Source organism: Cellulomonas sp. GbtcB1 (assembly GCF_019091725.1).
Classification (GTDB): domain Bacteria; phylum Actinomycetota; class Actinomycetes; order Actinomycetales; family Cellulomonadaceae; genus Cellulomonas.
Window position 1 is genome coordinate 208479 of record NZ_JAGXJG010000001.1, and the last position, 19732, is coordinate 228210.

Here is a 19732-nt window from a genome sequence, read left to right on the forward strand (position 1 = left end):
GGGCGCGCGCCGTGCCTCCGGCCGCCCACGCGCGCCCGCCGAACGGCAAGACATGGGATGACTGTTCCCAGAATCACACGCGGCCCCCGGTCATCTGGGTCGTCGGGCCTATGCGGAGATGACAAGATGGCCCGGGAACAACCGCGTTCCCCTATGTCTGCGCCGGAGGAGTCTTCACGTGTCCGACACGACCGGATCCGCTTTCGACATCGTGGTCCTGGGCGGAGGGAGTGGCGGCTACGCGGCTGCGCTCCGCGGTGCCCAGCTCGGCCTGAGCGTCGCCCTCATCGAGGCCGACAAGGTCGGCGGCACCTGCCTGCACAAGGGCTGCATCCCGACCAAGGCGCTGCTGCACGCCGCGGAGCTGGCGGACAACGCCCGCGACGGCGCGCACTTCGGCGTGCACACCGAGCTCACGGGCATCGACATGAACGGTGTCAACGCGTACAAGGACTCGGTGATCGGCCGGCTCTACAAGGGCCTGCAGGGTCTCATCAAGTCCCGCAAGATCACCGTGATCGAGGGCTACGGCAAGCTCGTCGCGCAGGACACCGTCGAGGTCGACGGCCAGCGCATCACCGGCCGCCACGTCGTCCTGGGCACCGGCTCCTACGCCCGCTCGCTCCCCGGTCTCGAGATCGGCGGCCGTGTGATCACGTCCGACCAGGCCCTCAAGCTCGACTGGGTGCCGAAGTCCGCGATCATCCTCGGCGGCGGCGTCATCGGCTCGGAGTTCGCGTCGGTGTGGAAGTCGTTCGGCGCGGACGTCACGATCATCGAGGCGCTCCCCCACCTGGTCCCGAACGAGGACGAGGCGCTGTCCAAGGCGTTCGAGCGCGCGTTCCGCAAGCGCGGCATCAACTTCAACCTGGGCGTCCGGTTCTCCGGCGTGACCCAGGACGACAGCGGCGTGCACGTCTCGCTGGAGGACGGCAAGACGTTCGACGCCGACCTGCTGCTGGTCGCCGTCGGCCGCGGGCCGTCGACGAACGGCCTCGGCTACGAGGAGCAGGGCCTGACCCTGGACCGCGGCTTCGTCATCACGAACGACCGCCTGCACACCGGCGTCGGCAACATCTACGCCGTCGGCGACATCGTCCCGGGCCTGCAGCTCGCGCACCGCGGCTTCGCCCAGGGCATCTTCGTCGCCGAGGAGATCGCGGGCCTGAACCCGCAGCCGATCGTCGAGTCGGGCATCCCCCGCGTGACGTACTCCGACCCTGAGGTCGCGTCCGTCGGCCTGACCGAGGCGAAGGCCAAGGAGGTGCACGGGGCCGACGCGATCGAGACCCTGGAGTACAACCTCGGCGGCAACGGCAAGAGCCAGATCCTGGCGACCACCGGCTTCATCAAGCTGGTCCGCCAGAAGGACGGCCCGGTCGTCGGCGTCCACATGATCGGCGCGCGCGTCGGCGAGCTCATCGGCGAGGGCCAGCTCATCGTGAACTGGGAGGCCTACCCCGAGGACGTCGCGGCGCTCGTGCACGCCCACCCGACGCAGAACGAGGCTCTCGGCGAGGCGCACCTGGCGCTGGCCGGCAAGCCGCTGCACGCCCACAACTGACCACACGAACTTCGAAGGAGGCACGAGCGGTCATGTCCGACAACGTGCAGCTTCCCGCTCTCGGCGAGTCCGTCACCGAGGGCACCGTCACCCGCTGGCTCAAGAACGTGGGCGACCGCGTCGAGGTCGACGAGCCCCTGCTCGAGATCTCGACCGACAAGGTCGACACCGAGGTCCCCTCGCCGTTCGCGGGCGTGCTCGAGCAGATCCTGGTGCAGGAGGACGAGACCGCCGAGGTCGGCGCCGTCCTGGCCGTGATCGGCGACGGCTCGGGCGCCGGTGGCGACGCCGCCCCGGCCGAGTCCGCCCCCGCGCAGGTGGAGGCCCCGGCCCAGCAGACCGGCGCCACCACGCAGGGCGAGGGCTACGGCGACCCGGCCCCCGAGGTCGAGTCCGCCTCCCCCGCGACCGAGCAGCCCGCCCCGGCGCCCGCCGCCGAGGCCCAGGGCTCCGGCGACGGCCAGCAGGTCACCCTGCCGGCGCTCGGCGAGTCCGTCACCGAGGGCACCGTCACCCGCTGGCTGAAGCAGGTCGGCGACTCGGTCGAGGTCGACGAGCCCCTGCTCGAGATCTCGACCGACAAGGTCGACACCGAGGTCCCGTCGCCGTTCGCCGGCACGCTGCAGCAGATCCTGGTCGGCGAGGACGAGACCGCCGAGGTCGGCGCCCCGCTCGCCGTGATCGGCTCCGGCTCGGCGCCCGCCGCGTCGGGTCAGTCGCAGGACGGCGCGGCCCAGGCCGCCGCCCCCGCCGCGACCGAGGCCGCCCCGCAGGCCGCCGCGCCGGAGGAGGCCCCCGCGCCGACGCCGGCGCCGGTGCCCGCCCCGACGCAGTCGGCCCCGGCCGCCCCCGCTGCCCCGGCCGCCGCTCCGGCGCCGCAGCAGCAGGCCGCCCCGGCCCAGGCGCAGGGCTCCTACCTCACGCCGCTGGTCCGCAAGCTGGCCGCCGAGAAGGGCGTCGACACGTCGACCCTGACCGGCACCGGCGTCGGTGGCCGCATCCGCAAGGAGGACGTGCTCGAGGCCGCCGCGAAGGCGGAGGAGGCCGCCAAGGCCGCCGCCGCCCAGCAGGCCCCGGCCGCCTCCCCGTCGGCGCCGTCGGCCCCTGCCGCGGCGAAGTCGGTGCAGCCGTCCCCGCTGCGCGGCACGACCGAGAAGGCCAGCCGCCTGCGCCAGGTCATCGCCGAGCGCATGGTCGACGCCCTGCACAGCCAGGCGCAGCTGACCTCCGTGGTCGAGGTCGACGTCACCCGCGTCGCCCGCCTCCGCGCCCAGGCGAAGGACTCCTTCAAGGCCCGCGAGGGCGTCAACCTCACGTTCCTGCCGTTCTTCGTGCAGGCCGCGGTCGAGGCGCTCAAGGTGCACCCGAAGATCAACGGCGTGCTCGAGGGCAAGGAGATCACCTACCACGGCACGGAGAACATCGGCATCGCGGTCGACACCGAGCGCGGCCTCGTCGTGCCGGTGATCCGGGACGCCGGCGACCTCAACCTGGCCGGCATCGGCCGGAAGATCGCCGACCTCGCCGGCCGCACCCGCGCCAACAAGGTCACCCCGGACGAGCTGTCCGGCGCGACCTTCACGGTGACCAACACCGGCTCGGGCGGCGCGCTGTTCGACACCCCGATCGTCCCGGGCGGCACCTCCGCCATCCTGGGCACCGGCGCGATCGTCAAGCGCCCGGTCGTGATCAAGGACGCCGACGGCGCCGAGGTCATCGCGATCCGGTCCATGTGCTACCTGGCCCTGTCGTACGACCACCGCCTGGTGGACGGCGCGGACGCCTCGCGGTACCTGATGACCGTGAAGCAGCGGATCGAGGAGGGCGCGTTCGAAGCCGAGGTCGGCCTCTGAGCACCGCCTGACGCAGCACCCGACGCCCCGGCGACCCACGCGGTCGCCGGGGCGTCGTCGCGTCCGGGTCGGGGCGCGAGCCGTTGACCGGTCCGCGGGGGCCGACTACGGTGCTGGCGCTCTTTCGACAACGGGTGTCGAAATTTCGGCGCCCCGGACCACGAGGACGTGACCCGATGCGAGCAGCACCCCGCGCCACCGGACGGCGCCGGCCCGACTCCCCCGAGCCCCCGCCCGGGCGCCGACCCCGACGACGGCGGGCCCTCGCCGCGGGGCTCGCGGCCCTGCTGGCGGGCGCGGCCGCAGCGCTGGCGCCGACCGCCGCGGCCGCCCCGGTCCCGGCCGGCGGCGACCAGTCCGAGGACGACCCGGCCCAGGGCGACCAGGCCCGGGGCGGCGAGCACGGCGGCGGCCACGGCGGCGGGCGGGACGTCCGCCAGCTCCGCACGTGGCTCGCCGACACCTACCGCTCCCTCGACGCGATGACCGACCCCGGGACCGGGCTCGTCGCGGACAACATGCCCGGCGCGCTCGAGCCCGGCACCGCCAGCGCCTACACCTCGCCGACGAACATCGGCGGCTCCCTGTGGTCGACCGTCGTCGCCCGGGACCTCGGCCTGCTCAGCCACCGCGACGCCCGCGACCGGATGGCGACGACGCTCGAGACCCTGGAGCGCCTGGACCGGCACGACGAGTCCGGCATGTTCTACAACTGGTACGACCCGGCCACCGGCGACCGCGTGGACACCTGGCCGGACAGCGGCGACCCGGTCGAGCACTTCCTGTCGTCGGTCGACAACGGCTGGCTCGCCGCCGCGCTGCGCGTGGTCGCGTCCGCCGAGCCCCGCCTCGCGGACGAGGCCACCGCGCTCTACGACTCGATGCACTTCGGCGTCTACTACAACCCCGAGGGCCGCGCGGACCTGGGCGTCGGGCTGATCCGCGGCGGGTTCTGGGACTCCGAGCCGTCCGGCTGCTCGGTGCCCGGGAACTACACCGGCGGCGAGACCGTCTACTACACCTGCCACCACTACGACACGACGGTCTCCGAGACCCGGATCGCGCTGTACCTCGGCATCGCCGACGGCGAGATCCCGCCCGAGGCGTACTGGGGCACCTACCGCACCTTCCCGTCGACCTGCGACTGGTCCTGGCAGGAGCAGCGCCCGAGCGGCGTGACCCGCACCTACGACGGGGTCCCCGTCTACGAGGGCGTCTACCACTACGACGAGATGGCGCTCGTGCCCGGCTGGGGCGGCTCGATGTTCGAGGCGCTGATGCCGGACATGCTGGTGCCCGAGTCCGAGTGGGCCCCGCGGTCCTGGGGCGTGAACCACCCGCTGGTCGTCGAGGCGCAGAAGCGGCACGGCCTGGACGAGGCCGGCTACGGCTACTGGGGCTTCTCCCCCGCCAGCGACCCGCACGGCGGCTACGCGGAGTACGGCGTCGACGTCCTGGGGATGCGGTCGGACGGCTACCTGTCGGACGGCACCACCGACGTCGACCTCGGCTTCGCGGGCTGCCGCGAGGCGACCAACCCGGAGCCCGAGTTCGGCGACGGCGTCGTCACCCCGCACGCCGCGTTCCTGGGCCTGGAGTACGACCCGCGGGGAGTGGTCGACAACCTGCGGAACATCGCCGCCGACTTCGACGCCTACGGGCCGGGCGGGTTCTACGACGCCGTGGCCGTGCGGTCCGGGACCGTCGCCGAGCGGTACCTGTCGCTCGACCAGTCGATGATCGTCGCCGCGATCGGCAACTACCTGCGCGACGGGCTGCTGCGCGACTACGTCGTCGGGCCCGACATGGAGCAGAACCTGAAGCCGGTGCTCGCGGCCGAGGTGTTCTCGTCTGCCGCCGAGCCGGTGCCGCCCGTGCTGACCGACCCCGCGCCGGGGTCGACGGTCGACGCCGTGACCCGGCTGGCGGGCACCGGCGAGCCCGGCGCCCACCTCACGGTGACCGGTCCGGACGCCTCCGCGTGGTGTACCGCCGACGTCGACGCGGACGGGGTGTGGGCGTGCGACGTCGCGACCCCGCCCGGCGCGGGCGAGCACGCGCTCGCGCTGTCGACCACGAACGACGCCGGGATCACCGTGCCCGGCGCGGCGGTCACGCTGACCGTCGCGGCCGGCGCGGGACCCGGGCCGGGCGACGCCGGTGTGGTCGCACCCGGGGGCGAGGCCACGGGCACCGGAACGGCGCCGGCGGGCGACGAGCCCGCGGCGGGCGGCGCCGCGGAGCCCGCGCTCGCCGTGACGGGCGCGCACGCGGCGCTGGGCGTCCTCGCGACCCTCGGCGCCCTGGCGGCCGGCGCGGGTCTGCTCCTCCGGAGGCGCCTGAACGCCTGACCCGCGCGGGGGCGGGGACGCTCGCGGTTCCGCGCGCGCGAGCAGCCGCCGCGCGCCCCCGCCACGCCGCGCACGCGCGCCCACCGACGCCGAGTCTCCGAATCTGGACTCCCGCACCCCCGCGGGACGCAGTCCGAGTTCGGAGACTCGGCGTCGGTGTGCGGGGTGCGCGGGGCGCGCGCGAGGTGGGGCGTGCGCGGGGCACGCGAGCGCGCCGGCGCCGCGTCGGCGTGCGCCGCAGCCGTCAGCCTCGCCGCGGAGCGGCCGTCGACGCCCGCACGACGAGGCGCGTCGCCAGCTCCAGGTGCGCGTGCCCGCGCCCGCCGCCCTGCCGCGCCCGGTGCGCGAGCGCGACGGCGGCGTCGCCCATCTCGTCGAGCGGCTGCCGCACGGTCGTGAGCGCCGGGTCCAGCCAGGCGGCGACGGGCTGGTCGTCGAACCCGACCACCGAGAGGTCCTCCGGCACCCGGACCCCGTGCTCGCGGGCCGCGCGCAGCACGCCGATCGCGGTGTCGTCCGAGGCGGCGAACACCGCGGTCGGCGGGTCCTCGGCGCGGAGCAGCACCTCGGCCGCGCGGAAGCCGGCGTCCACGCCGTACGCCCCGCCGCGGACCAGCTCCTCGTCGACCACGAGGCCGCCCTGGATCAGCGCCGTCCGGTACCCCGCGAGCCGGGCGACGGCGTTGTCCTGGTCCTGCGGCCCGGTGATCGTGGCGATCCGCCGGTGGCCGAGCCCGACCAGGTGCGCCGTGGCGTCCAGGCCGCCGCGGAAGTTCGTCGCCGCGACGGCCAGCAGCTCGGGGTCGGGACGGGTGCGCGGGTCGACGACCACGAGCGGCACCCCGGCCCGCGCGAGGTCGGCGCGCGCCGCCTCGTCCGGGACGCCGACGACGCTCACCAGCCCGTCCGTCCCGCGGCGCAGCGCGTGCCGGACCCATGCGCCGCCCGACCCCGAGCCCGGGTCGGAGTCGACCGTCACCACCAGGTCGGCGCCCAGCCGCGCCGCCGCCCGGGCCGCCCCGCGCACCACGGCCTCCGCCCACGTGCTGTCCAGGTCGACCACCCGCAGGTCGACGAACCCCGTGCGCCGGCTGCCCGACGGCCTGACCTCGTAGCCGTGCCGGGCCAGCACCGCCGCGACCCGCTCCCGGGTGGCCCCGGCGACGTCGGGCCGGGAGTTGAGCACCTTCGACACGGTCGGCACGGAGACGCCCGCCTCGGCGGCGACGACGGCGAGGGGCGGCGGCGCCCCGGCGCCCGGGTGCTCGGCGTCCATGGCGCCCCAGCGTAGGGGTCCGCGGACGACCCCCGGCGCGCCGGGCCGCGGCGGCGCACGTAGGGTCGGCCGCATGATCGTGGTGGTGGCGGGGTCGAGCGGGCTCATCGGGACGGCGCTGGTCGCGCGGCTGCGCGCGGAGGGCCACGAGGTGCGCCGGCTGGTCCGCCGCGCCCCGCGGACGCCCGACGAGCGCACCTGGGACCCGCAGGCCGGGGTGCTCGACCCGGCGGCCCTCGCCGGTGCCGACGCCGTGGTGAACCTCGCGGGCGCGGGCGTCGGCGACAAGCGGCTCACCCCGGCCCGCAAGCGGGTGGTGCTCGAGTCGCGCACGAGCACCACGGGGCTGCTGGCCCGGACGGTCGCCGGGATGGCCGAGCCGCCGCGCGTGCTGCTGCAGGGCTCCGCGACCGGCGCGTACGGCTATCGCGGGGACACCCGGGTGACCGAGGAGGAGCCGTACGGCACGTCCTACCTCGCCGAGGTCGTCCGCGTGTGGGAGGCCGCCGCGGCGCCCGCGGTCGCGGACCCGCGGGTCCGGGTCGCGTTCCTCCGCACCGGGATCGTGCTGGCGCCGTCGGGCGGGGCGCTCGGGCGGTTGCTGCCGCTGATCCGGCTCGGGCTGGGCGGGCCGCTCGGGTCGGGCCGGCAGTACTGGTCGTGGATCAGCCTCGAGGACGAGGTGCGCGCGATCCTGCACCTGCTCGACGCGCCGGTCAGCGGGCCGGTGAACCTCACGGCCGAGCCGGCGACGGAGCTCGCGATCGTCCGGGCCCTGGCCCACCGTGCGCACCGCCCCGCGGTCCTGCCGGTGCCGGGCTTCGCGCTGCGGATCGCCCTGGGCCAGTTCTCGGAGGAGATCCTCGGCAGCCTGCGGGTCGTCCCGGCGGCGCTCACGGCCTCCGGCTTCGAGCACGCCCACCCCACCCCGGAGTCCGCGGCGGCGTACGTCCTCCCCTGACCCGGCCGGGCGGCGCTACGCGTCCAGCGCGACCGCGCGGTGCTCGCGCGCCGAGACCCGCGCCGCGTCCAGGACGCGCGCGGTGACGACCGCGTCGGCCGGGTCGACCGGGACCGGCCCCGTGCCCCGCACCCACGCCTCGACCGCCCGGTAGAAGTCCGGGTGCCCGCCGGGCGCGCGCCGCACCGGCACCCGCTCGTCGCCGTGCACCAGCCAGCCCTCGTGCGCGTCGTCGCCCTCGTCGAGGACGGAGAACGGCGTCGCCTCGCCCTCGAAGCTCGTCACCAGGTACGCACCCCGGTCGCCGAGGACGCGGGTGCGCGGGCCGGGCGCGCCGACCAGCCCGCCGGCCTGCAGGTGGCTGATGACCGCGGACCCGTCCGGCCGCGGGGCGTGGGTCAGCGCGAGGAACACGTCGTCCTCGGCGGGGGTGGTGAGGCTGCGGAGCTCGGCGTGCACCCGCGCGACCGGCCCGAACAGCTGGACCGCGGAGTCGACCAGGTGCGCCCCGAGGTCGAGCAGCAGGCCGCCGGCACGGGTGTCGTTCTCCTTCCACCGGTCCTGCGGGACCGGGCGCCACCGCTCCCAGCGACGCTCGAACCGGTGCACGGTGCCCAGCTCCCCGGCCTCGAGCAGCCCGCGGAGCGTCAGCTGCTCCGGGTCCCACCGGCGGTTCTGGAACACCGTCAGCCGCCCGCCGGCCTCCGCCCCGAGCCGGGCCAGGGCGGCGGCCTCGTCGGCGGTGGTCGCCAGCGGCTTGTCGACGACGACCCACGCCCCCGCGGCCAGCGCCTGCGTGACGTGCTCGACGTGGTCGCCGGTCGGGCTGGCGACGACGACCACGTCGAGGTCGGCCGCGTGCGCGAGGAGCGAGGGGACGTCGGCGTCGACCGCGACGCCCGCCCAGTCCCGGCCGGCCGCGGTGGCGCGCGCCGGGTTCCGGGTGACGACCCGGGCCACCTCGGCCCCGACCTCGCGGAGCAGCCGGGCGTGGATGCCCCGCCCCGCCGAGCCGTAGCCGACCAGTCCCACCCGCAGCGCGTCCGTCATGGCCGCCACCCTAGGCCCGGTGCACGCCCTCCTCCTGGCGGGCGAGCCGGCTCGGCCACCAGGTGCGCCGGCCGACGTCGTGCACCAGCGCCGGGACGAGCAGGCTGCGGACCACGAGCGTGTCGAGCAGCACGCCGAACGCCACGATGAACGCCAGCTGCGCGAGGAACAGCAGCGGGATCACGCCCAGCGCCGCGAACGTCACCGCGAGCACCACGCCCGCCGAGGTGATCACCCCGCCGGTGACCGCGAGCCCGCGAAGCACGCCGTCCCGGGTGCCGAGGCGCGCGCTCTCCTCGCGGACGCGGGTCATGAGGAAGATCGAGTAGTCGACCCCGAGCGCCACCAGGAACGTGAAGGCGTAGAGCGGGACGGCCGGGTCCGCGCCCGGGAAGTCGAGCACGTGCTCGAACACCAGCGCCGCGACGCCCAGGGCGGCCGCGAACGACAGCACGTTGGCGAGCATCAGCAGCACCGCGGCCACGACGGACCGCAGCAGCACCATGAGGATGAGCAGGATCACGACCAGCACGACCGGCACGATCACCCGCAGGTCCCGGGTGCCGGCGTCCTGCGCGTCGAGCGTCTCGGCGGCGGCCCCGCCCACCAGCGCGTCGGGGGCGACCTCGTGCACCGCCTCGCGCAGCCGCTCGACCGTCGCGACGCCCTCCGTGGTGTCCGCGGCGGCCTCGGTGGCGACGTCGACCCGCACGTCCCCGTCGACGACGACCGGCTCCGCGGGCTCGTCCGCACCGGGGCCACCGCTCCCCGTCGGCGCGCCCGTCGTCGCCCCGGTGTACGGGGCCGCGGACACCACGCCGTCGACGGCCAGCGCCGCCTCGACCACGGCGTCGGCCTCGTCCTGCGCCACGATCACGGTGGCGGGCTGGACGGTGCCGGCCGGGAAGTGCTCGGCGAGCACCTCCTCGCCGGCCACCGCGTCGACGTCGGTCAGGAACACGTCGGCCTGGCTGGTGCCCGAGGCCTGGAAGGTCGGCAGGAACGCCGCGCACCCGAGCAGGATGACGGTGGTCAGCACCCACACCAGCCGGTCGCGGCGGCCGACGCCGCGGGCCAGCCGGCCCCACAGGCCCTGGGCGGGCGCGGGGTGGCCGGCAGGCGCGTGCGCGCCGTGGTGGTCGTGCTCCGCGACGACGGGCGCGCCCGCCCCGACGGTCGCCGGCTCGTCGTGCGCCGGGCCCACCGCGTGCGCGCCCGGCTCGGCGACCCGGGGCACCCGCGGCCAGAACAGCACGCGGGACCGGCGCCCTGCGATCAGCAGCAGCAGCGGGAGCAGGGTGAACGCCGCCAGGTACGCGGCGGCGATCCCGAGGGCGCCGACCGGGCCGAGCGACCGGTTCGACGCGAGGTCGGACAGCAGCAGGCAGAGCAGGCCGGCGACGACGGTGCCCGCGCTGGCGGTGATCGGCTCCAGGCTGCGGCGCAACGCGCGGCGCATCGCGGCCGACGGCGAGTCGACGGTGCGCAGCTCCTCGCGGTACCGGGCGACGATCAGCAGCGCGTAGTCGACGGACGCGCCGACGACGAGGATCGACAGGATGCCCTGGGCCTGGCCGTTCAGCGTCAGCACCCCGGCGTCGGCCAGGTGGTACACGGCGAGCGCGGCGGCGCACAGCGCGAACACCGCGGTGAGGATCACCGCGAGCGGCAGGAACGGCGACCGGTAGACCAGCACGAGGATCACGAGGACCGCACCGAGGGCGACGAGCAGCAGCACGCCGTCGATCCCGCCGAACGCGTTCGTGAGGTCCGCGACGAACCCGCCCGGCCCGGTCACCCAGGCGCGCAGCCCGGCCTCCCCGGACGAGTCGGCGGTCGCGCCCAGCTCGTCGGCGAGCGTGTCGCGGACCGCCTGGACCGTCGCGCCGACCACGCTCTCGTCGTCGGCGAGCGAGGCGTCCGCCTGCGCGGCGTCGAGGGACAGCGGGACCAGCAGCGCCTCGCCGTCCTCCGAGGGCACGACGACCGGGTCGGCCGTGAGCACGTCACCGAGGGTCGCCGGGTCGCCCGCGCCCGGGTCGGCGCCGGGCATCGGCACGTCCGGCAGCCCCGCGACGACGGGCTGCACCGCCTCGATCGCGGCCGGGTCCAGCGCGCCGCCGCCCTCGGCCTCGAACACCACCAGCACCGGCAGAGCCTCGGACTCCGTGAACGCCGCCGACGCCTCCGCGGCCCGCGTCGACTCGGCCGACGACGGCAGGAACGCCGCCGCGTCGTTCGTCTGCACCTGCGAGAGCTGGCCCTGGGCCATGCCCCCGAGCGAGCCCACCGCCAGCCACCCCGCGGCGACCGCCAGCACGGCCAGTCCCCGCCCGATCCCCCGTGCCCCGTTCCTCAGCATGCTGAGCACTATGCGGGATGCTCCGCGTTCCGGCAACATGAGGCCGGGGCAACTGCCCAGCAGGAGGAGAGGGACGAGTGGAGCGCGACGCCGGAGGGCCGCAGGAGCACCCGCGGTGGCAGGCGATGGCCGCGCCGGAGCCGAGCGGCTGGCCGGTGGGCCGGCTGCTGTCCGCCGCCGCGCGCCGGGTCGAGCGGGACTGGAACGCGCACCTCGCGTCCTGGGACCTCAACCACGCGAGCCAGCCCGTGCTGGTCATCCTGCTGCGCGGACCGCGCACCCAGGCGGAGCTCGCGGCGCTGTGCGACGTCACCGAGCAGACGATGAGCCGGGTGCTCGCCCGGCTCGAGCGGTCGGGCTACGTCACCCGGACGGCCCACGCCACGGACCGGCGCAAGCACCAGATCTCCGCGACCGACGCCGGGCGCGCGGCGGTGCTCGCGGCCTCGGACCCGGTCGCCGCCGAGGCGATGGTCACCGAGGGGCTGACGCCGGACCAGGTGGAGCAGCTGCGCGGGCTGCTGCTCCTGGTCGCGCGCCGCTGACGGGACGTCGTCGCGCGGCGGCGGCCCGGCCGGCGTGCGGCCGCGGGTCAGCCCTGCGCCACCCGGCCCCCGCGCTCGATCCGCCGCAGCTCGTCCGCGACCCGCGCCGCCCAGGCGTCCACCTCGTCGAAGTCGCGGAAGTCGCCCGCCTCGGCCTCGATCATCGCGACGAGCGCGCGCTCCGCGAGCCCGAGCTCGTCGCGCTGCAGCCGGCCGCCGAACGCCGCGACGCCCCGCGCCGCCACCCGCCGGGCCACGACCCGCACGTCGTCGGGCTCCGCCGCGGGCAGCGGCGGCTCCCCCACCCGGCCGGACCAGAACAACCACGTCGGCCGGGCGGCGAGCTGCGCGCCCTGCCGGTCGACGAGCTCCCGCAGCGCCGCCGCGAGCCGCCCCACGTAGACCGCCGAGCCGAGCACGACGGCGTCGTACCCGTCGACCGCCTCGACCTCGTCCGGGTCGGCCTCCACGACGTCGTGGCCCGCCGCCCGCAGCACCTCCGCCACCTCGACGCCGATCTCGCGCGTGCTGCCGTGCCGCGACGCCACCGTCACCAGGACCCGCATGGTCGCCTCCCCCGCGTCCCGGGGCCGGCACCGGCGCCGCGCCCGTCGTCCCAGCGTCACCCGCCCGCGACGTCGACCGCCAGGGACCTCGGTCCCGGCGTCCCGCACGGGCTCGCGGACGGCGCCGCGGCCGGGCGACGGCGACGGCCCGCGCGCCGGTAGACTCCCGGGTCATGGCCCGTGAGAAGAACCCGACCGCCGGCGCGGCCGCGAAGCCCGCGAAGGTGAAGAAGACCCGGTGGTACCACCAGGTCTGGCAGGCGTACCAGATGACCCGCCAGCAGGACCCGGCGGTGACCTGGCTGATCCTCGGGGTGTTCTTCGGCATCGTCGTGCTGGGTCAGGTGCTGGGCCTGTTCTTCCTCAGCTGGTGGTGGTGGCTGCTCGTCAGCATCCCGTTCGCGCTGCTCGGCGCCATGTTCACCCTGACCCGTCGCGCCGAGCGCGCCGCGTACGCCCGCATCGAGGGCCAGCCCGGTGCCGCGCTGTCCGCGCTCGGCACCATCCGCCGCGGCTGGACGTTCGCGCAGGAGCCGGTCGCCGTCGCGCCGCGCACCCAGGACCTCGTCTACCGCGGCGTCGGCCGCCCGGGCATCGTCCTGATCGGCGAGGGCCCCGCCAACCGCATCGGCAAGCTGCTCGAGTCCGAGCGCAAGCGCACCGCCCGCGTCCTGCAGGGCGTGCCGATCACGCTGATCGAGGTCGGCCGCGAGGAGGGCCAGGTCCCGCTGCCGCAGCTCGCCCGCAAGGTGCAGCGCCTGAAGCCGCAGCTCACCAAGGCCGAGGTCGGCGAGGTCGTCAAGCGCCTGCAGGCGCTCGGCGCCGTCAAGATGCCGGTCCCGAAGGGCGTCGACCCGATGCGCGTCCGCCCGGACCGCAAGGGCATGCGCGGCCGCTGAGCGGACCCGCCCCCGCACGCGCGACGCGCCCGCACCCCTGGGGGGTGCGGGCGCGTCCTGCGTCCGGCCGCGCTCCCCGCCCGCTCGGCACCCCGCCCGGCTGCCCGGCCCGGCCGCCCCGCCCGGCTGGCCCGCCGCCGAACCGTCGAACGAGCAACCGACACGTCGAGCGAGTACCCAGCGACTACTCGCTCGACGCGTCGACTACCCCCTCGCGAGAGAGGCCGGGCGCGGACGGTGCGGAGCGCAGGTGCAGAGAGGTGCGGGCGCGCCGGCGCGAGCGCCCGCGCGTCAGCGTCAGCGGCGGACGATCGCGGTGCCCGCGGAGCGGTCGTGCAGGCCGCGGCCGTCGGCGTCCCACACGACCGCGGGGATCACCAGGCAGAGCAGCACGGTGCGCACGAGCGCCAGCAGCAGGTTCGGCGGCGCGTCAGGGCCCGGGTCGGCGGGCGGCGCGTCCGGCCGGGCCACCAGAGCCGGCGGGCGGACCCGGCGCACGCGGATCCCGAGCAGCCGGTGCCCCAGCGTGCCGCCGACGGTGCCGACGAGCAGCACGTTCTCGACGGCGAACACCGCCAGCGTGCCGAGCTGCTGCGCGTCGGCGGGCAGGAACACGTTCGCGATCGCGAGGCAGGCGAACCAGTCGATCAGCAGCGCGATCAGCCGACGGCCGAGCGGCGCGAGCGACCCGCTCCCCGTGGCGGGCAGGCCCAGCCGGCTGCCGCTCGGCGCGCCGCCGCCCCCCACGGGCGGCCCCTCGAGCCACGAACCGACGTCCTCGCGATCGACCATGCGTCAACGGTAACCGCCCGTCGCGCGCGCCCCGACCGGCCCGCGTCACCTCCCCGCAACACCGATCCGGGGTCACGTAACACGGACGAAACAATCGGTACACCGGAGGGAAATCGGGCGCCCCTAGCCTCGACGGAGCCCGGTGAGGGCACGTCAACCCGAGGAGCAGCGGATGTTCAGCACGCCAGAGGAAGTCCTGGCCTTCATCAAGAACGAGGACGTCAAGTTCGTCGACGTCCGGTTCTGCGACCTGCCCGGCGTGATGCAGCACTTCAACGTGCCGGCCGCGTCCGTGGACGAGAACTTCTTCGTCGAGGGCCAGATGTTCGACGGGTCGTCGATCCGCGGCTTCCAGGCGATCAACGAGTCCGACATGAAGCTCCTCCCGGACGTGACGACGGCCTTCGTCGACCCGTTCCGCACGGAGAAGACGCTCGTGCTGAACTTCCACATCGTCGACCCGTACACCGACGAGCCCTACAGCCGCGACCCGCGCCAGGTCGCCGCCAAGGCCGAGGCGTACCTGCGCTCGACCGGCATCGCGGACACGGCGTTCTTCGCCCCCGAGGCCGAGTTCTACATCTTCGACGACGTGCGCTTCGAGACGAAGCAGAACTCGTCCTTCTACTCGATCGACTCCATCGAGGCCGCCTGGAACACGGGCCGCGTCGAGGAGGGTGGCAACCTCGGCCACAAGACCCCCTACAAGGGCGGCTACTTCCCCGTCCCGCCGGTCGACCACTTCGCCGACCTGCGCGACAAGATCTCGCTCCAGCTGGACGCCCTCGGCCTCGAGGTCGAGCGGGCGCACCACGAGGTCGGCACCGCCGGCCAGGCGGAGATCAACTACCGCTTCGACACGCTCGCCAAGTCGGCCGACAAGGTGCAGCTGTTCAAGTACGTCGTGAAGAACGTGGCGCACCAGGACGGTCGCACCGCGACCTTCATGCCGAAGCCGCTGTTCGGCGACAACGGCTCGGGCATGCACGTCCACCAGTCCCTGTGGAAGGACGGCAAGCCGCTGTTCTTCGACGAGAAGGGCTACGGCGGCCTGTCCGACCTCGCCCGCTGGTACATCGGCGGCCTGCTCAAGCACGCCCCGTCGCTGCTGGCCTTCACCAACCCGACGGTGAACTCCTACCACCGCCTGGTCCCGGGCTTCGAGGCGCCGGTCAACCTGGTCTACTCGGCCCGCAACCGCTCGGCGTGCATCCGCGTCCCCGTGACCGGGTCGAACCCGAAGGCCAAGCGCATCGAGTTCCGCGTGCCGGACCCGTCGTCCAACCCGTACCTGGCGTTCGCCGCCATGCTGATGGCGGGCCTCGACGGCATCCAGAACCGCATCGAGCCGCCGGAGCCGGTCGACAAGGACCTGTACGAGCTGCCCCCCGAGGAGCACGCGCAGATCGCCCAGGTGCCCGGCACGCTCGCCGAGGTGCTGGACAACCTCGAGGCCGACCACGACTGGCTGACCGCCGGCAACGTGTTCACCCCGGACCTGATCCAGACCTGGATCGACTACAAGCGGTCCGCGGAGGTCGACCCGATTCGGCTGCGCCCGCACCCGCACGAGTTCGAGCTCTACTACGACGTCTGATCGGCTGCTCCCGGTCAGTGCGCATGCGAGGGGCGTCTCCCGTCAGGGAGGCGCCCCTCGTGGCGTCCCTGGGCCGGACGGTCGAGAATGGACCCCAGCCGGCGGCCGGAGTCCTCCGCGCCGGCCCCACCCCCTCTCTTCACCCCTGGGAGTCCTGTGCTCACCGTCAACGCCTACGCCGCCCCCTCCGCGACCGAGCCGCTCGTCCCCGTGACGATCGAGCGTCGCGACGTGGGCCCGAAGGACGTGCTGATCGAGATCCGCTACGCCGGCGTCTGCCACTCCGACATCCACACCGTCCGGGGCGACTGGGGCCCCATCACCTACCCGCAGGTCGTCGGGCACGAGATCGTCGGCGTGGTCGCCGAGGTCGGCGCCGAGGTCACCCGGCACGCCGTCGGCGACCGCGTCGGGGTCGGCTGCATGGTCAACTCCTGCCGCGAGTGCGAGAACTGCCGCGCGGGCCTGGAGCAGTACTGCCTCGAGGGCAACACCCAGACCTACGCGTCCGTCGACCGCGACGGCACGATCACGCAGGGCGGCTACTCGACCCACGTTGTCGTCGACGAGGACTTCGTGCTCCGCGTGCCGGAGGCCATCCCGTTCGACAAGGCCGCGCCGCTGCTGTGCGCCGGCGTGACCACGTACTCCCCCCTCGCGCACTGGGGCGCCGGCCCGGGCAAGAAGGTGGCGGTCGTCGGCATGGGCGGCCTCGGCCACATGGCCGTCAAGCTCGCGCACGCCATGGGCGCCGAGGTCACCGTGCTGTCCCGCACGCTGAGCAAGAAGGCCGACGGCCTCGAGCTCGGCGCGGACCACTACTTCGCCACCGAGGACCCGGCGACGTTCGCCGAGCTCGCGAACACCTTCGACCTCATCGTCAACACGGTGTCCGCGGTCGTCGACCTGGGCGCGTACCTGTCCCTGCTCCGGCTCGACGGCACCCTGGTGAACGTCGGCGCCCCCGGCGAGCCGCTGCCCGTCCAGGTGTTCACGCTGTTCGGCAACCGCCGCTCGTTCGCCGGGTCGAGCATCGGCAGCATCGCCGAGACGCAGGAGATGCTCGACTTCTGCGCCGAGCACGGCATCGCACCCGAGACCGAGCTGATCGCGGCCGACGAGGTCAACGAGGCGTACGAGCGCGTGCTGCGCTCGGACGTGCGGTACCGGTTCGTCATCGACGTCGCGACGATGGCCTGAGCGCTCGCGTGCACGGCGCAGCCCCCTCCCGCACCGCGCGGGAGGGGGCTGTGCCGTTCCCGGCCCGCGAACCCGCCCCACGGCCACCCGCGCGACCGTAGAGTCGCCGGTCATGGGGGCGGACCGCATGGCCGAGGTGCAGCTCGACGACGTCATGGAGCCGCAGCAGGACCCGGTCGCGCCGTCGCGCACCGCCGCGCGCGCCCGCGCGCTGCTGCGCCGCTGGTGGCCGGTGCCGGTCGCGGTGGTCCTGGCGCTGGTCGCGGCCCAGATGGTCGCCGACCGCCGGGACGAGGCCGCGGCGGAGCGCCTGCGCGCGACGCCGGGCGTCCTCGCCGAGACCGTCACCGCTCCCCTGGAGGCGGCGCCGTGGGGCACGGCCGACGCCATGGGGCTGCTGGCGTCCGGGACCCGGACCGCGGACGGGCTGATCGCAGGCGTGCTGACGCCGGGCAGCGGCGAGCCCGCCGCCGTGGTGGCGCTGGACCCGGGCACCGGCGAGGAGCGGTGGCGCGCCGAGATCGGGGTGCTGGTGACCGAGGACGGGTACACGCGCAGCGTGGCGTGCACCTCGGGCTCCGACGGCCCCGCGGCGACGCTGTGGTGCGCCGTCACCGACGGCCCCTCGGGCGACGGGGGCCCGGTCACGACCCGGCTGGTCGAGGTCGACCTCGCCGCCCGGGCGGTGGCCGGCGCCCGGGAGCTGGAGCCCGGTGCCGAGGCGACGGTCGTCGGGGAGGTGCTCGTCGTCGGCGTCCGCCGCGACGACGGGGTCGTCCTCACAGGCAGCGACGTCCGCGGCACGGAGCGGTGGCGCACCGAGATCGACGACCCGGTCGACCCGTCCTTCTGGAGCGGCTGGCTCGTCTCCGCCGGTGGGCACCTGTTCGTCCAGGGCACCGCCGCCACCTGGGCGGTCGACCCCGCGGACGGCCGGATCGAGGCGGACGCCGACGCGCTGTACGCGGCGCGCGGCGACGCGCTGGTGGCCGTGCCGACGACGGGCGCGCTGCGCCTGCTCGGGCCGGACGGCAGCGCGACCGCGACGCTCGACGGCTACCCGCTGTACCTGTCGCCCGACGACGGCTCCGCGCCCGGCGTCCAGCCCGTGTCCGCGCCCGACGGGTCGGGGAGCGTCGTGCGCGGCGTCGAGGCCGCGACCGGGCGCACGCTGTGGGAGCGTCCCGGGGAGACGGGTCCCCGCAGCGGCTACCTCCTGCTCGACGGCGTGCTGTACGGGACCGACCTGACCGTCGTCTGGGCCGTCGACGCGCTCACCGGGGCGGAGCGCTGGAGCACCACCGCGCCGCCCGTCGACGGCACGGGGCTGATGACCGACGGCCGGCACCTGCTGCGCGCCGAGCGCGAGGACGGCACCGCCGACCTGGTGCTGTCGGCCTACGACCTCGGGTCCGGGCGCCGTGCCTGGACCACCCCCGTCCCGGACGGGGTCGACTCCCTGTGGTCGTGGGACGGGGCGCTGTACGGCTACGGCTCCGGCGGGCGGGAGATGGTGCTGCTGCGGTGACCGGCGGGACGTCGGCCGCGGCGTCGCGGAACTACGGGGCCCGCACCGCGAGCAGGTCCTCGACCGGGGCGAGCTCGACGAGGCCCCGCGCCCGCCGCGCCAGGTCCGCGTCCGACGCGACGAGCACGTCCGCCTGCAGCCGGGCGACCGCGACGTACTCCGCGGGCGCGACGTCGTCCCAACCGCGCTCGGTGGCGATCCGCCAGGCCACGGCCCGCGAGACCCGGTCGCCGAGCAGCCGCACGCGCATCGTCGTCAGCCCGTCGAGCAGCCGTTCGGCCCGCGCGGCGTCGAGGGTCCCGGCGCGGACGGCGCGGTAGAGCAGGCCCATCGCCTCCGAGCGGAGCAGGTTCGGGGCGACCAGCTGGTGCCCGTCCGGCACGACGAACCCCTCCTCGACCAGGCGCACGGCCGTCGGGGCGTCGATCGCGAAGCGCGTCATCGCCGTTCCTCCCCCGCGCCGCCGAGCCGCGCCCACTCCCCCTCGGACACCACCTCGACCGTCCCGTCGGCGACGACGATCGCCGTCTGCTCGTCGATCGCGTAGGCCGGCACCCCGCCGAGGCCGGCAGCCCACCGCTCCGCGGCCGCCCTCGTGTTCGTCGGGAACGCGTCCAGGTGTGGGAAGATCGCGAACGGCACGACCCCGAGGGCGCTGTCGTCCGGGGCGTCGGCCCACTCGACGAACATCTCGCCGATCCGCGGCGCCATGACCATGCTCCCGGCGCTGACGCCGACCCACACCAGGTCGGGCAGGCCCGGGAGCAGGTCCGCCAGCCCGGACTCGCGCACCCAGTGCGCGAGGTAGGTCGCGTCACCGCCGTCCACGAGCAGCACGTCGGCGTCCCGCACCCACGGCGCCCAGCGCTCGGCGCCGATCGTCGGCAGCGCGGTGAGCTCGAGGACCCCGAGCGACGCCCAGCCGAGGCCTGTCAGGTGCTCGAACCCCGGCTCGGCCGCGACGAGGCCCCGCACCGACCCCGGACCGCAGAGCGGGTGGCCCCACTGGGCGGTCGGGACGACCAGGGCGCGGCACTCGGCGACCGGCCGGGGCAGCAGCCGGTCGAGCGCGGCGCGGATGCTGAGGTTGGTGACGCCGCCGGACGTGAGCAGGAGCTGCACGGGTCCTCCCGGGTTCGCGTGCCGTCGGTCGGGCCCATCCTGCACCCGGGACGGTGGTCGGGGCAC

Annotated in this window: 16 protein-coding genes; 9 read left to right on the top strand and 7 right to left on the bottom strand. The window is 75.5% G+C overall.

Translation table 11 applies throughout. From position 1 onward, the window contains the following. The first annotated feature begins 178 nt into the window (after positions 1–178). The 3 genes from lpdA (at position 179) to KVT14_RS00965 (ending at position 5768) form a co-directional block, all read left to right on the top strand. Entirely contained in the window at positions 179–1564 is a 1386-nt protein-coding gene (gene lpdA / locus KVT14_RS00955; protein ID WP_308160798.1) for a dihydrolipoyl dehydrogenase, read from the top strand. Positions 1565–1596: 32 nt separating this feature from the next. Next, on the top strand, positions 1597–3417 hold the full coding sequence (gene sucB / locus KVT14_RS00960) for a 2-oxoglutarate dehydrogenase, E2 component, dihydrolipoamide succinyltransferase (protein ID WP_217613918.1): 1821 nt from the start codon (positions 1597–1599) through the stop codon (positions 3415–3417). Between the two features lie 176 nt (positions 3418–3593). Continuing rightward, positions 3594–5768, top strand: a complete 2175-nt coding sequence (locus tag KVT14_RS00965) for a glucoamylase family protein (RefSeq protein WP_217613919.1) — start codon at positions 3594–3596, stop codon at positions 5766–5768. 244 nt (positions 5769–6012) lie between these two features. On the opposite strand, the gene KVT14_RS00970 is transcribed toward KVT14_RS00965, so the two are convergent. Further along, complete coding sequence (locus tag KVT14_RS00970; RefSeq protein WP_217613920.1) at positions 6013–7044, bottom strand: LacI family DNA-binding transcriptional regulator; 1032 nt, start codon at positions 7042–7044, stop codon at positions 6013–6015. A gap of 73 nt (positions 7045–7117) precedes the next feature. On the opposite strand from KVT14_RS00970, the gene KVT14_RS00975 reads away from it, so the two are divergent. Next, on the top strand, positions 7118–8005 hold the full coding sequence (locus tag KVT14_RS00975) for a TIGR01777 family oxidoreductase (RefSeq protein WP_217613921.1): 888 nt from the start codon (positions 7118–7120) through the stop codon (positions 8003–8005). Positions 8006–8020: 15 nt separating this feature from the next. Here the strand turns inward: KVT14_RS00975 and KVT14_RS00980 are convergent, their stop codons facing one another. Together KVT14_RS00980 and KVT14_RS00985 are read right to left on the bottom strand one after the other, a co-directional pair. Continuing rightward, entirely contained in the window at positions 8021–9055 is a 1035-nt protein-coding gene (locus tag KVT14_RS00980; protein WP_217613922.1) for a Gfo/Idh/MocA family oxidoreductase, read from the bottom strand. Between the two features lie 10 nt (positions 9056–9065). Beyond that, positions 9066–11417 carry an MMPL family transporter gene (locus KVT14_RS00985; protein ID WP_217613923.1) on the bottom strand — a complete coding sequence of 784 codons (2352 nt, stop codon included), beginning with the start codon at positions 11415–11417 and terminating at the stop codon, positions 9066–9068. A gap of 77 nt (positions 11418–11494) precedes the next feature. Between KVT14_RS00985 and KVT14_RS00990 the strand changes: the two genes are divergently transcribed. Beyond that, entirely contained in the window at positions 11495–11962 is a 468-nt protein-coding gene (locus KVT14_RS00990; RefSeq protein WP_308160799.1) for a MarR family winged helix-turn-helix transcriptional regulator, read from the top strand. A gap of 47 nt (positions 11963–12009) precedes the next feature. Here the strand turns inward: KVT14_RS00990 and KVT14_RS00995 are convergent, their stop codons facing one another. Then, positions 12010–12528, bottom strand: coding sequence for a flavodoxin domain-containing protein (locus KVT14_RS00995; RefSeq protein ID WP_217613924.1), 519 nt, complete (start codon positions 12526–12528; stop codon positions 12010–12012). A 173-nt stretch (positions 12529–12701) separates the two neighbouring features. On the opposite strand from KVT14_RS00995, the gene KVT14_RS01000 reads away from it, so the two are divergent. Next, a complete protein-coding gene (locus tag KVT14_RS01000) occupies positions 12702–13427 on the top strand; it encodes a DUF4191 domain-containing protein (protein WP_147796423.1) in 726 nt (241 codons plus the stop codon). A 297-nt stretch (positions 13428–13724) separates the two neighbouring features. Here KVT14_RS01000 and KVT14_RS01005 read toward each other — a convergent pair whose 3' ends face one another. Beyond that, positions 13725–14219 carry an RDD family protein gene (locus KVT14_RS01005; protein ID WP_217613925.1) on the bottom strand — a complete coding sequence of 165 codons (495 nt, stop codon included), beginning with the start codon at positions 14217–14219 and terminating at the stop codon, positions 13725–13727. 172 nt (positions 14220–14391) lie between these two features. Between KVT14_RS01005 and glnA the strand changes: the two genes are divergently transcribed. The 3 genes from glnA to KVT14_RS01020 all read left to right on the top strand — a co-directional run bounded on the left by glnA (position 14392) and on the right by KVT14_RS01020 (position 18544). Then, positions 14392–15816: a type I glutamate--ammonia ligase gene (glnA, locus tag KVT14_RS01010; RefSeq protein WP_217613926.1), complete on the top strand. Its 1425-nt coding sequence runs from the start codon at positions 14392–14394 to the stop codon at positions 15814–15816. A gap of 156 nt (positions 15817–15972) precedes the next feature. Next, positions 15973–17016 (top strand): NAD(P)-dependent alcohol dehydrogenase, encoded by a 1044-nt coding sequence (locus tag KVT14_RS01015; RefSeq protein WP_308160800.1) that lies wholly within the window; start codon positions 15973–15975, stop codon positions 17014–17016. Between the two features lie 112 nt (positions 17017–17128). Continuing rightward, positions 17129–18544, top strand: coding sequence for a PQQ-binding-like beta-propeller repeat protein (locus KVT14_RS01020; RefSeq protein ID WP_217613928.1), 1416 nt, complete (start codon positions 17129–17131; stop codon positions 18542–18544). Between the two features lie 31 nt (positions 18545–18575). On the opposite strand, the gene KVT14_RS01025 is transcribed toward KVT14_RS01020, so the two are convergent. Continuing rightward, positions 18576–18986, bottom strand: coding sequence for a hypothetical protein (locus KVT14_RS01025; protein WP_217613929.1), 411 nt, complete (start codon positions 18984–18986; stop codon positions 18576–18578). Then, a complete protein-coding gene (locus KVT14_RS01030) occupies positions 18983–19666 on the bottom strand; it encodes a Type 1 glutamine amidotransferase-like domain-containing protein (RefSeq protein WP_217613930.1) in 684 nt (227 codons plus the stop codon). The genes KVT14_RS01025 and KVT14_RS01030 overlap by 4 nt, the downstream gene beginning before the upstream one ends. Positions 19667–19732: the final 66 nt, after the last annotated feature.

What these genes read in the sequence shown, in the direction of transcription:
- glnA (WP_217613926.1), top strand. Translation starts at nt 14,392, where the DNA reads ATGTTCAGCACGCCAGAGGAAGTCCTGGCCTTCATCAAGAACGAGGAC.
- KVT14_RS01000 (WP_147796423.1), top strand. Translation starts at nt 12,702, where the DNA reads ATGGCCCGTGAGAAGAACCCGACCGCCGGCGCGGCCGCGAAGCCCGCG.
- KVT14_RS01020 (WP_217613928.1), top strand. Translation starts at nt 17,129, where the DNA reads ATGGGGGCGGACCGCATGGCCGAGGTGCAGCTCGACGACGTCATGGAG.
- sucB (WP_217613918.1), top strand. Translation starts at nt 1,597, where the DNA reads ATGTCCGACAACGTGCAGCTTCCCGCTCTCGGCGAGTCCGTCACCGAG.
- KVT14_RS01025 (WP_217613929.1), bottom strand. Translation starts at nt 18,986, where the DNA reads ATGACGCGCTTCGCGATCGACGCCCCGACGGCCGTGCGCCTGGTCGAG.
- KVT14_RS00970 (WP_217613920.1), bottom strand. Translation starts at nt 7,044, where the DNA reads ATGGACGCCGAGCACCCGGGCGCCGGGGCGCCGCCGCCCCTCGCCGTC.
- KVT14_RS00980 (WP_217613922.1), bottom strand. Translation starts at nt 9,055, where the DNA reads ATGACGGACGCGCTGCGGGTGGGACTGGTCGGCTACGGCTCGGCGGGG.
- KVT14_RS01005 (WP_217613925.1), bottom strand. Translation starts at nt 14,219, where the DNA reads ATGGTCGATCGCGAGGACGTCGGTTCGTGGCTCGAGGGGCCGCCCGTG.
- KVT14_RS00985 (WP_217613923.1), bottom strand. Translation starts at nt 11,417, where the DNA reads ATGCTGAGGAACGGGGCACGGGGGATCGGGCGGGGACTGGCCGTGCTG.
- KVT14_RS00965 (WP_217613919.1), top strand. Translation starts at nt 3,594, where the DNA reads ATGCGAGCAGCACCCCGCGCCACCGGACGGCGCCGGCCCGACTCCCCC.
- KVT14_RS00975 (WP_217613921.1), top strand. Translation starts at nt 7,118, where the DNA reads ATGATCGTGGTGGTGGCGGGGTCGAGCGGGCTCATCGGGACGGCGCTG.
- KVT14_RS00995 (WP_217613924.1), bottom strand. Translation starts at nt 12,528, where the DNA reads ATGCGGGTCCTGGTGACGGTGGCGTCGCGGCACGGCAGCACGCGCGAG.